This is a genomic window from Streptomyces sp. NBC_00872, from assembly GCF_045161915.1.
Lineage (GTDB): Bacteria > Actinomycetota > Actinomycetes > Streptomycetales > Streptomycetaceae > Streptomyces.
This window is the reverse complement of the sequence record NZ_CP108806.1, coordinates 2,177,629-2,190,774: the sequence shown is the minus strand read 5'-3', so window position 1 is coordinate 2,190,774 and position 13,146 is coordinate 2,177,629. Positions and strand designations below refer to the sequence as shown.

Annotated in this window: 7 protein-coding genes; 6 read left to right on the top strand and 1 reads right to left on the bottom strand. The window is 67.6% G+C overall.

Annotated features, from left to right (window positions below; translation table 11 throughout):
• Nucleotides 1–124: 124 nt before the first annotated feature.
• A complete protein-coding gene (locus OG214_RS09400) occupies nucleotides 125–2,395 on the top strand; it encodes an ATP-binding protein (RefSeq protein ID WP_405984481.1) in 2,271 nt (756 codons plus the stop codon).
• Between the two features lie 206 nt (nucleotides 2,396–2,601).
• Here the strand turns inward: OG214_RS09400 and OG214_RS09395 are convergent, their stop codons facing one another.
• Nucleotides 2,602–6,456 carry a GH92 family glycosyl hydrolase gene (locus OG214_RS09395; RefSeq protein WP_405984480.1) on the bottom strand — a complete coding sequence of 1,285 codons (3,855 nt, stop codon included), beginning with the start codon at nucleotides 6,454–6,456 and terminating at the stop codon, nucleotides 2,602–2,604.
• Between the two features lie 527 nt (nucleotides 6,457–6,983).
• Here OG214_RS09395 and ngcE point away from each other — a divergent pair.
• The 5 genes from ngcE (at nucleotide 6,984) to OG214_RS09370 (ending at nucleotide 13,106) form a co-directional block, all read left to right on the top strand.
• Nucleotides 6,984–8,429, top strand: a complete 1,446-nt coding sequence (ngcE, locus tag OG214_RS09390) for an N-acetylglucosamine/diacetylchitobiose ABC transporter substrate-binding protein (RefSeq protein WP_363084999.1) — start codon at nucleotides 6,984–6,986, stop codon at nucleotides 8,427–8,429.
• 114 nt (nucleotides 8,430–8,543) lie between these two features.
• The gene (locus OG214_RS09385) at nucleotides 8,544–9,467 is read left to right on the top strand and encodes a carbohydrate ABC transporter permease (protein ID WP_382851333.1); all 924 of its coding nucleotides are present in this window, start codon (nucleotides 8,544–8,546) and stop codon (nucleotides 9,465–9,467) included.
• A complete protein-coding gene (locus OG214_RS09380; RefSeq protein ID WP_383041319.1) occupies nucleotides 9,467–10,444 on the top strand; it encodes a carbohydrate ABC transporter permease in 978 nt (325 codons plus the stop codon). Before OG214_RS09385 ends, OG214_RS09380 begins: the two co-directional genes overlap by 1 nt.
• 228 nt (nucleotides 10,445–10,672) lie before the next feature.
• On the top strand, nucleotides 10,673–11,872 hold the full coding sequence (locus OG214_RS09375; protein WP_363085320.1) for an ROK family transcriptional regulator: 1,200 nt from the start codon (nucleotides 10,673–10,675) through the stop codon (nucleotides 11,870–11,872).
• Between the two features lie 133 nt (nucleotides 11,873–12,005).
• On the top strand, nucleotides 12,006–13,106 hold the full coding sequence (locus OG214_RS09370; RefSeq protein WP_363085323.1) for a substrate-binding domain-containing protein: 1,101 nt from the start codon (nucleotides 12,006–12,008) through the stop codon (nucleotides 13,104–13,106).
• Nucleotides 13,107–13,146: the final 40 nt, after the last annotated feature.

Here is a 13,146-nt window from a genome sequence, read left to right as displayed (position 1 = left end):
CGGCAGGTCGAACAATGACCTGTCGGGAACGTCGCGCGATGTCGTACAGGCCGGAAGCGTGAGCGGAGGCATCCACTTTCACGGACTCGGACTCGGACGCGGCACAGAGGACGAGGACAGTTCCTTGAACACCACACCCCGCCAGCTCCCCGCCGACATACGCGGATTCGTCAACCGTACGCATGAACTCGACGAGCTGAACGCGGTTCTGGCCGATGACGAGGGCCATCCGCTTGTCATCTCGGTCTATGTGATCGCCGGTACGGCCGGCGCGGGAAAGACCTCGCTCGCGCTGCGCTGGGCCCATCAGGTCCAGGGCCGTTTTCCCGATGGCCAGCTCTATGTCAATCTGCGGGGTTACGACCCGGGGGAGCCGGTCACGGCTCAGGAGGCTCTGCACCGTTTCCTCGGCGCACTTGGCGTACGACCGCCGTCGGTCCCGCAGGACCCCGACAGCGCCGCCGCGCTGTACCGCTCCCTGCTGGCCGACCGTCGGATGCTGATCGTCCTCGACAACGCCGCCACGGTCGGCCAGGTCCGCCCGTTGCTGCCGGGCAGCGCGGGGTGTCTGGTGGTCGTCACCAGCCGGAGCCGGCTCTCCGGGCTCGCCGTCCGGGACGGGGCGCGTCGGCTGACGCTCGGGACGCTGCCGCAGCCCGAAGCGGTCGCCCTGCTGCGGGCCGTCACCGCCGGATACCGGCCGGAGGACGATCTCGAAAAGCTCACCGAACTGGCGGGGCTCTGCGCCCGGCTGCCGCTGGCCCTGCGGATCGCCGCCGAACGCGCCGCGAGCCAGCCGCATCTACGGCTCGACGACCTGATCGCCGATCTGAGGGACGAAAGCGCGCTGTGGGACGCGCTCAGCACCGGGGACGACGAGGAGGCGGAAGCGGTCCGTACCGTCTTCGCCTGGTCCTACCGCGCTCTTCCCGACAGGGCGGCCCGGCTGTTCCGGCTGCTCGGTCTGCACCCCGGCCCCGAGTTCGGCCTCCACGCCGCCGCGGCCCTCGCCGGACTGACCGCCGCCCGTACCCGGCAGCTGCTGGACTCCCTGGTCGGCGCCCATCTGCTGGAGCAGACCGCACCGGACCGCTATCAGTTCCATGACCTGCTGCGCGCCTATGCCACGGACCAGGCGCAGCACGAGGAGCCACCGGAGGAACGGAAAGCCGCGCTGCGTCGCGTACTGGACTGGTATCTGCATACGGCGGACGCGGCGCAGAGCTGGATCAACCCCGCCGAACTCCATCTGGAGCTGGCGCCGTCCGCGGAAGGCGTGGAGCCGTTGTCCTTCGCCGACTACGACGCCGCCGTCGACTGGTCGGAGCGTGAGCACACGAATCTGCTCCAGTCCGTGCGGGACGCCGCGGCCGCGGGAGACGACCGGCTCGCCTGGCAACTGTCCGCCGTTCTGGCGAACGCCTACTCCCCCTCCGCTCCCGTCGCGGACTGGACGGCTGCCGGCCGTATCGGCCTGCAGTCGGCACGCCGGCTGGGCGACCGTCGCGGAGAGGCTCAGCTCCTCACCGAACTGGGCATGAGCCACACCCGGAACAACCGCCTGGCCGAGAGCTACGAGAACCACAGCGAGGCACTTCGGATCCGGCGCGAGCTGGGTGACCGTACAGGAGAGGCCGATTCGCTCAACCTGGTGGGGTTGGTCCATCTCCACGCGAGGCGACTCGGCGCCGCCGCAGAGCACTTCGAGCAAGCCACAGCCATCTTCCAGCAGCTGAACTCGGCCCACTGGGAGGCCACGACTCTCTCGAACCTCGCCAGTACCCACTACCGCGCCGGCCGTCTTCCGGAGGCCACCGCCGTCGCCCGTCAGGCGCTGGCGGCGCACCGCGCCCTGGACAATCCGCGGGGCGAGGGCAACATCCTGCGGCTTCTCGGCCATCTGGAGCTGGAGCAGGGGCAGGAGGAGAAGGGACTCGGCTCGGCCCGCGACGCCGTGGACATCGCGCTCACACTGCGCGATCACCGGCTGGAGGGCTACTGGCTTCTCACCCTGGGCGACGCCCAGCAGGCGAACGATCAGCCGGCGGAGGCGCTCATCTCCTACCAGCGGTCCGCGACCCTTCACCGTCGCCTCGGGAACCGGAGCCGTGAGGCCATGGCCTGGCACGGCGCGGCCCAGACGTACCGTCGGCTCGACCGGCACAAGGAGGCGGCCCAGTTCCACCGCCGGGCCGCCGACGTCCACCATGAGCTCGGTGACACCTGGGACGAGGCCATGGCCCTGGACGGGCTGGCCGAGGCCGTGATCGTCGACGACCCGGAAGCCGCCCGTACGCACTGGACGGACGCGCTGCGGCTCCTCGCCGGCTATGACGACCCCCGCGCGGTCGCGGCGCGCGAGCGGGCCGAGGGCCGTCGCGCCGGGATCGGATGAGCGGGAGCACGGACTGGTAGGGCGCCGGAGAGGACTCAGTACTGTCCGCGCCCCGCGGTCGCGGCGATCCCTGAGCGGAACGGCGGGAACGGGCCGCCGGCTCGTACCGGTGGCCCGTTCCCGCCGTTCCCATGGTGCGTTCCCGTGATCCGTTCGCAGGCCCGTTCCCGTTCCCGTGGTCCGTACTGACGGATCAACTCACCGCGTCACCGCAGCAGTTCCACCTCCGCCAGGGTCGGCGGGGTGTCGTTCGGGCCGGTGGTCACCAGGCGGTACTTCTCGTACGCGCCCGGTTCGGCGATCGTGAAGGCCCGGGTCTGTTTGTCCCAGGTGAAGGACTGCGCCGACCTGGTGTCCAGGGTCTGCCAGGCCGTGCCGTCCGCCGAGCCCTGGAGTGTCCAGCCGGTCGGGGCCTTCGAGGCCGCCGAGGACGTCAGGGTGTACTGGACGGCTCGGGTCGCCGACCCGACCGGGAGGTCCACCGACCCGGCCGTCCCCTCCGTACGCGAGGAGTTGTCGAAGAGCGGGCCGGCCGAGGCCGGCAGGGCGTCCGTCCGGGGGGACGGGGCCTGGTCGTCCTGGGTGATCGAGACCGGCGCCGCGTCCTTGCCCGTACCCCACGCCGAGGGCTTCGGGCCCATCGTGAAGTCCAGCGTGCCGCCGTTCGCGATCACCTCGTGCGGGAGCGCCGTGGAGTTCCACGCCTTGCCGTTGACCGTGAGGCCCTGGACATAGATGTTCTTGTCACTGTTCTCCGGGGCCTTGATCACCAGCGTGCGGCCGTTGTCCAGATGGACCTTCACCTTGGTGAAGAGCGGCGAGCCGATCGTGTACTCCCCGCTGCCCATCACCAGCGGATAGAACCCGAGCGCCGAGAAGAGATACCAGCCCGACTGCTCGCCGTTGTCCTCGTCGCCGTGGTAGCCCTGCCCTATCTCGCTGCCGACGTAGAGCCGGCCCAGGACCTCGCGGACCTTCTCCTGGGTCTTCCAGGGCTGGGAGGCCGCGTTGTACATGTACGTGACATGGTGGGCGACCTGGTTGGAGTGGCCGTACATGCCCATCCGTACGTCGCGCGCCTCCGTCATCTCATGGATGACACCGCCGTACGAGCCGACGAACTCGGGACCGGCCGTCTCGGGCGTGGCGAAGTAGGTGTCCAGCTTCTCGCCGAGGCCCGCGCGCCCGCCGTACAGATTCGCCAGACCGCGCGAGTCCTGCGGGGCGGTGAAGGCGTAGCCCCAGCCGTTCGTCTCGGTGTAGTCGTAACCCCACACCCTCGGGTCGTACTTCTCCGAGTCCACCCGCCAGTCGCCCTTGAGGTCACGGCCCTGGAAGAAGCCGGCCTTCGTGTCGAAGAGGGTGACGTACTTCTGCGCCCGGTTCCGGAAGTACTCCGACTCCTCCTTGTAGCGGGCCTCGCCGGTCTTCTTGTAGAGCGCCTCGCCCATCTTCGACAGGCCGTAGTCGTTGAGATAGCCCTCCAGCGACCAGGACAGGCCCTCGTGCGTCTCCGTGGAGGCGTAGCCGAGGAAGGGTGAGGTCTCCATGCCCTTGCGGCCCACACCCGAACTGGGCGGCACCACCGTGGCGTTCTTCAGCGCCGCCTCGTACGCCGCCTCCGCGTCGAAGTCGACGCCCTTCACATACGCGTCGGCGAACGCCACGTCCGAACTCGTGCCGGTCATCAGGTCCGCGTAGCCCGGCGAGGACCAGCGGGAGATCCAGCCGCCGTCCTTGTACTGCTGGACAAAGCCGTCCACCAGCTCGCCCGCCCGGTCCGGGGTGAGGAAGGAGTACGCGGGCCAGGTCGTCCGGTAGGTGTCCCAGAAGCCGTTGTTGACGTACACCTCGCCGTCGACGATCTTCGCGCCCGTCCGGGTCGGGGTGTCCTGGCCCGTCTTCGCCGAGAACGGGCTCGCGTACTGCTGCTTCGGGCTGGACCCCGTACCGGTGTTCTCGAAGCCGGAGTTGGGATACAGATACAGCCGGTAGAGGCTGGAGTAGAGCGTGGTGAGCTGATCGTGGTTCGCGCCCTCCACCTCCACCCTGCCCAGGATGTCGTCCCAGGCGTCCTGCGCCCGGTCCTGGACCTTCTTGAAGCGGGTGCCCTCGGGGATCTCGTCGGCGAGGTTCTTCTTCGCCTGGTCCACGCTGATCAGCGAGGTCGCGATCCGCAGGGTGACGGTACGGTCCTCGCCGGCGGCGAAGCGCAGATAGCCGGTGACGTCCGCGCCCCCGCCGCCGGGCAGCTTGCCGCTCGCGGTGACGGGCGCGTCGAAGACGCCGTATACGAAAAGACGCGTCGCGCCGGTCGACAGACCGCTCTTGACGTCCGAGAAACCGGTGAAGGAACTCGTCCCCGGGTCGAGGGTCAGCCCGCCCGCGTTGGACACGTTGTCGAAGATCATGCTCGCGTCCGCGCCCGGGTAGGTGACCCGGACCATCGCCGCGTGATCGGTCGGGGTCATCTCCGTCCTGAGACCGTTCTCGAACGTCACCCCGTAGTAGTGCGGCCTCGCGGTCTCGTTCTCGTGCCGGAACGGCAGCGCCCGCGCCGTACGGGACGCGTCGGGCGTGCCCGGGGCCACCGACGGCATCATCTGGAACGTCTGCCGGTCGCCCATCCAGGGGCTCGGTTCATGGCTGGCGCTGAAGGCCTGCACGGTCGGCAGATTGTCGGCGTTGTTGGCGCGGCTGTACTCGTAGAGCCAGCTGTTGGACCCCGCGTTGGTCACCGGCGTCCAGAAGTTGAAGCCGTTGGGCACGGCGGTCGCGGGGAAGGTGTTGCCACGCGAGAAGGACCCGCTGGAGTTGGTGCCGCGCGTGGTGGACGCGTAGTCCGACAGATGCTTGAGCCGCGGCTCGGGCGCCTTCGGGGCCAGGGTGATGTCGTCGATCCAGCCCTGGAACGTCGCGGGGCCCTTGGGGGAGTCGTATGCCACCAGGATCCGGTCGACGGTCTTTCCGGCCGCGACCGGGCCGATCCGCGCGTCGACCTGGTTCCACTGGTTGACATAGAGACGCTTGGCGGCGCCCTGGCCCTGCGGGGTCAGCGCTCCGCCGTGGGCGTCGACGGCCTGGAGATCACTCAGATAGGTGCCGTCGGTGAAGGCGAGGTCGACGGAGACATTGGTGGCCGGATAGTTGAGATCCGTCTCCGGGAGGGAGGGGTAGATCCGGTACGAGAGCGCGGTGTCGCTCTGTACGGCCGTGTCGACATCGAAGATCTTGTTGTACGAGTACGCCCGGCCGTCCGGCTGGTGCGTGCCCGCGTACTTCAGCGCCCGTGTCCCGGTGAATCCGACGGCGGCCTTGGCGGTGGGGGAGCCCGACGGGCCGCGGTCGACCTGGGTGCGCATGTCCTGGGGCGGCGGTGTGCTCGTATCGCCGTCGGAGAACTGGACATCGGCGAGCTGAGTGGCGTCGGAGCCGCCGTTGTTGGCGGTGATGTCCAGTCGGTAGTGCTGGTACGCGGTGGTGTTGGCGATGTCGTACGACTTGGTCTGGAAGCGCTCGCCGAAGGTCTCGCCCTTCCGCGTGTCCAGGTCCCGCCACTCCTTGCCGTCCGCGGACCCCTGGAGCGTCCAGTCCCTGGGGTCACGCTCGGCGTGGTCGTTCGCCGAGGTCAGGGCATAGGTGAGGACCTTGACCGGTTCGTCGAGGTCGAACTCCACCCAGGCGGTCCTGGTGAACGCCAGCCACTTGGTGGCGGACTGGACATCGACCAGATTCTCCTTGGTCTCACCGGAGCCGGTGTTCTCACCGCTGGCGCGCAGTTCCACCACCCGGTCGGTGACATTGCCCGGGATTCCGCTGGTGAAGCCCCCGTCGACACCGGATGCCCGCTTCTCGCCGCCAGGGCCCACTTCGACGGTATTGCGCCAGTCCGGCTGTTTTTCGTCCGCCTCGAAGGACGAGCTGAATTCCTTTTCCGCCGGCGCGGGTTGCGCGGGTTGTGCCACGGCGGCGGACTGTGCCGTTACGACGAGCAGCGCGGCGGCCGCCACCAGGGCGGCTGTGTGCCATTGTCTGCGCCGGGGTCCGGTTCTCTGCTCCATACCGAGTCTTTCCTCCTGCGTACCAAGTCGGACAACGTTGTCAAACGAGAGCGCAGGGTCCAGTAGGAGCCAAGTGCAGAGTGGTGTCAAGGGTGTTGCGGGGGTGGAACATTTGGATTCGGCCATTCCGATGGGGGCGGAGGTGGTCGAATGAGTACACAACCGTCTCGGATATCCGCGAGGTCTCAACTAGGGAAAGACTGCCGTCCAAACCTGCTTTCGATCTTGCTCCGTCGGCGGGAAGTGGACTATACCTGTCGGCGTCCGCCCTGGAGCTTTCCGCAGTGGCGGACAACACGTAGGAGGGCAGGGGGCGGTGGGGAGGGCTCTGTCCGCTCGCGGCCGGTCGGCCGAGGCCCCTGCTCCCGCGACCGGCACACACGACGAAGAGCGACATTCCCGTACGACCCGGCTTTATCTGCACGACCCAGCTTCATTTGACCGCGGTGGCGGGGCCCTTCTCCTCAGGTGAGAAGCACGGGCGACCGGTACACCGCCTGAGTCCTGGAGAAGGCGAGGACTTGAGCATGGGATCCACCTCCGCTCAGTACAACGGGGGCCTCGGCCGTCGTGATGTGATCAAGCGGTCCGCCGCGATCGGTCTGATCACCGTCCCGACGATGAGCTTCCTGGCGTCCTGCGCGAGCAGCGACAGCGGGACCGACAACAAGGTCGAGAAGGGCACGGCGTCCGAGAAGAACCCGCTCGGGGTGAACGAGACCGCGCAGCTCGACTTCGTCCTGTTCAACGGCGGATTCGGTACGGAGTACGCCACGGACGCCGTGGAGCAGTACAAGAAGGCCTTCCCGAAGGCGGAGGTGAAGTTCACCCCGACGCAGAAGATCCAGTCCGAGCTCCAGCCGCGCTTCAACGGCGGCACCCCGCCCGACCTGATCGACAACTCGGGCGCCGAGCAGATGGACATGGGCGTTCTCGTCGGCAAGAAGCAACTCGCCGATCTCACGCCCCTGCTGGACGCGCCGTCCTACGACGACCCGGCCAAGAAGGTCCGCGACACGCTGCGGCCCGGCGTCGTGGAGATGGGTCAGTTCGACGGCGACCCGGTCTGGATCATGTACTACGCCTACACGGTCTACGGTGTCTGGTACTCGCAGACCGCGCTCGACCGGCTCGACGCGGAGTACCCCGAGGACTGGGACGCGATGCTGGCCCTCTGCGCGAAGGCCAAGAAGCAGGACATCGCGGGGTGGACGTACGCCGGCAAGTACCCGTACTACCTGCCCTTCTCGCTCTACCCGTTCATTGGCAAGATCGGCGGCCGCGAGGTCCTCGACGCGATCGACAACCTGGAGCCCAACGCCTGGAAGCACCCGGCCGTGAAGTCCGCCTTCGAGGCGTACTACGAGCTGTTCAGGAAGGGCTACATCCTCCAGGGCACCCCCGGTCTCGACCACATCCAGTCGCAGACCGCGTGGACCGAGGGCAAGGCGCTGTTCATCCCGAACGGCTCCTGGGTGGAGAACGAGGCGGCCAAGACCACGCCGAAGGACTTCCAGATGAAGGTGTCCGCGCCGTCCGGTCTGGACAGCTCGGACAAGCTGCCGTTCGGCACCATCTGGGCCTCCGGCGGTGAGCCGTTCATCGTCCCGGCGAAGGCCAAGAACCCCGACGGCGGCATGGAGCAGCTCCGCATCATGCTGAGCGAGGCGTCGTCGAAGAACTTCACCTCCAAGGTGAAGTCGCTGACCTCCTTCAACGGCGGCACCGACGGTCTCACCCTGTCCACCGCGCTCCAGTCCGGTGTCGACGCCCTCGCCAAGGCGGGCGACAACGTGCTGAACCCGCGGATGCAGGACTGGTACGTCGCCCTCCAGAAGGAGAAGCTCGGGGTGGGCGTGCTCGGCGAGATGATGGCCGGGCGCATGACTCCCGCCGAGGCCATGAACAAGGCCCAGGAGTTCGCCGACGCGGCGGCCAAGGACGACTCCATCAAGCACTACAAGCACCAGTAGGAGCGGAAGCGGCCGGAAGCCCCGCCGGGGCTTCCGGCTCCGGCCCGTCGGACCCGTCGGACGGGCTCCCCAAGGCAGCACGGCGGCACCCGCCGGGATTCGGGGTCGGGAGACATGCAACACGGCAAGTACCGGTTCATCGTGGGGTTTCTCATTGTCCCCCTGGCGCTGTACGGACTCTTCGTCGTATGGCCGTTCGTCCAGTCCATCTACTATTCGTTCACGGACTGGACCGGGCTCAGCCCGGACTTCGCGATGGTCGGCTTCGACAACTACACCCGGATGCTCGACGACGAGACTTTCTGGAGTTCTCTCCGGCACAGTCTGACCTTCGCGCTGCTACTGCCCCTGGTGGTGCTGGGACTGGCGCTGTTCTTCGCCTTCATGCTGAATGTCGGCGGGCGCCACCGTAAGGGATCCGCGATTTCGGGTGTGCGCGGATCGGCCTTCTACAAGATCGTGTATTTCTTCCCGCAGGTGCTCTCGATCGCGATTGTCGCGCTGCTCTTCCAGTTCGCGTACAACCCGAACAGCGGTGCCATCAACTCGGCGCTCGACGCCGTCGGTCTGGGCGGCGTGCAGCCGGAGTGGCTGGGCGATCCGAATCTCGCGCTGTGGTGTGTGATGGCCGTCCTGGTCTGGTCCACCACCGGCTTCTTCGTGGTCCTGTTCTCCGCGGGCATGGCCTCGATCCCCAAGGACTTCTACGAGGCGGCGCTGCTGGACGGCGCGAACCGCTTCACCACCTTCTTCCGCATCACACTGCCGCTGCTGTGGGACACGGTGCAGTCGGGGTGGGTCTACATGGGCATCCTCGCCCTCGGCGCGGAGTCCTTCGCCGTCGTACAGATCATGACCGTGGGACCCGGCGGACCCGCCGATTCCACCAACGTACTGACCCTGCTCGTCTACCAGAAGGCGTTCCGTGACGGTCAGGCGGCCTATGCGACCACGATCGGTGTCGCCCTTCTCGTCGTCACGCTGGCCTTCTCCGCCATCGTGATGCGGCTGGGCCGACGTGAGCGGCTGGAGTTCTGATGAAGACCACCGACACCCCTCCTCCGGCCGACACCCCGCCCCCGGCCGGCCCCCAGGACCCCGCCGGCACCCAGGACCCGGCCGCGGCCGGGACGGTCACGGCGCCGCCGGCCGTGAGCAAAACGGCCCCGCCGTCCGCCGGGGGGTCGAAGAGCGGCGGCGTCCTCAATGTGTTCTCGCACGGGGTGCTCGTCATCTGGGCCGTCCTGGTCGTGATGCCGCTGCTGTGGGCGGTCATGACGTCCTTCAAGGACGACAGGTCCATCTTCACCGAGCCGTGGTCGCTGCCCGACTCGCTGCACTTCGAGAACTGGTCGCGCGCCTGGACCCAGGCGCATATGAGCGACTACTTCCTCAACACCGTGCTGGTGGTGGCCGGTTCACTCGTCGGCACCCTGCTGCTCGGCTCGATGGCCGCGTATGTGCTGGCGCGCTTCGAGTTCCCGGGCAACCGCTTCATCTACTACCTGTTCATCGGCGGGATGAGCTTCCCGATCATTCTCGCCCTGGTCCCGCTGTTCTACGTCATGAACAATCTGGGCCTGCTGAACACCATCCACGGTCTGATCCTGGTCTATATCGCGTACTCGCTGCCGTTCACCGTCTTCTTCCTCGTCTCGTTCTTCAGAACGCTGCCGACCTCGGTGGCGGAAGCGGCGATCATCGACGGCGCCTCGCACACCCGGACGTTCTTCCAGGTGATGCTGCCCATGGCCAAGCCCGGTCTGATCAGCGTCGGGATCTTCAACTTCCTGGGGCAGTGGAACCAGTACCTGCTGCCCACGGTGCTCAACACCGACCCGGAGAACAAGGTGCTCTCACAGGGGCTGGTGCAGCTCGCGGTCAGCCAGGGATACAAGGGCGACTGGTCGGGTCTCTTCGCCGGCCTGGTGATGGCGATGCTGCCGGTGCTCGCCGCGTACATCATCTTCCAGCGCCAGGTGGTGGCCGGCCTGACGGCCGGCGCCCTGAAGTAGACCGCCGGGCGTCCCGGGGTCCGGGACGGCCCAATCCACCCGAACCGCCCGTCGACACAGGTCGGCGGGCGGTTTGTCGTGTTCCGCATTGCTCAAGGTCTTGACGGGGAGCAGCCCGAAAGGCTGAGCTTAGGGTTCACAAGTTGGAGATACGTCGGGGTCTCATTGGCGCGGCCCCGACCGGCGGCGGCGGTCGTGCCGTCCGCCAAGGGCAGGAGTGGATCAGTCGTGGAGACTCCAGGGTCGCAGTCGTCTCTGCACCGGGCCAACCTCGAACGGGTCGTACGAGCGGTTCGTATGGCCGGTTCGCTCACCCAGGCGGAGATCGCCCGGAGCACGGGACTGTCGGCGGCCACGGTCTCCAATATCGTCCGCGAGCTGAAGGACGGCGGCACGGTCCAGGTCACGCCCACCTCGGCGGGTGGCAGACGGGCCCGGAGCGTCTCGCTCAGCGGGGACGCGGGCACCGTCATCGGGGTCGACTTCGGCCATACCCATCTGCGGGTGGCCGTAGGCAATCTCGCCCACCAGGTGCTCGCCGAGGAGTCGGAGCCCCTCGATGTGGACGCCTCGTCCGCCCAGGGATTCGGCCGCGCCGAGGAGCTGGTCGAGCGGCTGATCGTGAGCACCGGCGTCAGCCGCGGCAAGGTGATAGGCGTCGGGCTCGGCGTCCCCGGGCCGATCGACGTGGAGTCGGGCACGCTCGGCTCCACCTCGATACTGCCGGGCTGGAGCGGTATCAACCCCAGCGACGAACTGGCCGCCCGCCTCGGCGTACCGGTGTACGTGGACAACGACGCCAACCTCGGCGCGCTCGGCGAGCTGGTCTGGGGGAGCGGGCGCGGGGTCAGGGACCTGGCGTACATCAAGGTCGCCAGCGGTGTGGGCGCCGGTCTGGTGATAGACGGGCAGATCTACCGGGGCCCCGGCGGTACGGCCGGTGAGATCGGCCACATCACGCTCGACGAGTCGGGTCCGGTCTGCCGCTGCGGCAACCGCGGCTGTCTGGAGACCTTCACCGCGGCCCGGTATGTCCTGCCGCTCCTCCAGTCCAGCCATGGCGCCGATCTGACCATGGAGCGCGTCGTCCAGCTCGCGCGGGAGGGCGACCCGGGCTGCCGCCGTGTGGTCGCCGACGTGGGCCGTCATATCGGCAGCGGCGTGGCGAATCTGTGCAATCTCCTGAACCCCAGCCGGGTGGTGCTGGGCGGGGATTTGGCGGAGGCTGGGGAGCTGGTGCTCGGACCGATACGCGAGTCGGTCTCCCGGTACGCGATCCCCAGCGCGGCACGGCAGCTCTCGGTGCTTCCCGGAGCGCTCGGCGGCCGGGCCGAGGTGCTGGGCGCGCTCGCCCTCGTGCTCAGCGAAATGGGCGATTCGACCCTTTTGGAGAGCGTCATTCCGGCCACGGCGGCTGCCTTCACTTAGATAACGAATGGCACCGTTGTCATCTCGTTAAGGATTTACTCCTTGACGCCGACCCCGGAGCCGAGTTGACTTCCAGCCACCTCGGCCGCAACGACGCGGCCTCGTCAGGGAGGTTTGTTAAGTGAACGCAATGATGCGTCGTGCTGCCGTGGCCGCCGCCACCACCGCGATGGCTGTCTCGCTCGCCGCCTGTGGCAGTGCGGCGGAGTCCGGCGACAAGGCGGAAGCGTCGAAGTCGGACACCAAGGGCCCGATCACGATCGGCCTGCTCCTGCCGGAGAACGAGACCGCTCGGTACGAGAAGTTCGACAAGCCGCTGTTCGAGAAGAAGGTCAGCGAGCTGACCGACGGCACGGGCAAGGTCGTCTACGCGAACGCCAAGCAGGACGCCACGCTGCAGAACCAGCAGGTCGACACGATGATCACCAACAAGGTCAACGTGCTCGTCGTGGACGCCGTCGACTCCAAGGCCATCGCCAGCTCGGTGCAGAAGGCCAAGGACGCCGGAATACCGGTCGTGGCGTACGACCGTCTGGCCGAGGGGCCGATCGACGCCTACACCTCCTTCGACAACGAAGAGGTCGGCCGGGTCCAGGGCAAGGCGCTCGTCGAGGCGCTCGGTGACAAGGCCAAGTCCGGCGACATCGTGATGATCAACGGCGCCGTGACCGACCCGAACGCCGCTCTGTTCAAGAAGGGCGCGCACTCCGAGCTCGATGGCAAGGTGAACATCGGCAAGGAGTACGACACCAAGGAATGGAAGCCGGTCAACGCCAACACCAACATGGAAGGCGCCATCGCCGCCCTGGGCAAGGACAAGATCATCGGCGTCTACTCCGCCAATGACGGTATGGCCGGCGGTATCATCACCGCCCTCAAGGGCGCCGGCTTCACCAAGCTCCCGCCGGTCACCGGCCAGGACGCCGAACTCGCCGGTGTGCAGCGCATCGTCGCGGGCGAGCAGTTCATGAGCGTCTACAAGTCCTACCCCGAAGAGGCCTCCGTGGCCGGTGAGATGGCCGTCGCGCTCGCCAAGGGCGAGAAGCTCGACTCGATCGCCAAGTCGACCGTCGACAGCGCCACCACCAAGGGTGTTCCCTCCGTGCTCGTCCCGGTCGTGTCGCTGACCAAGGACAACATCAACGACACGGTCATCAAGGACGGCATCTACACGGTCGCCGAGATCTGCACGGGCGCCTACAAGGCCGACTGTGACGCGATCGGTCTGAAGTAGGTCACCCGGGGGCCGTGAGGTCCCCGCCGGGTCCGCCCGG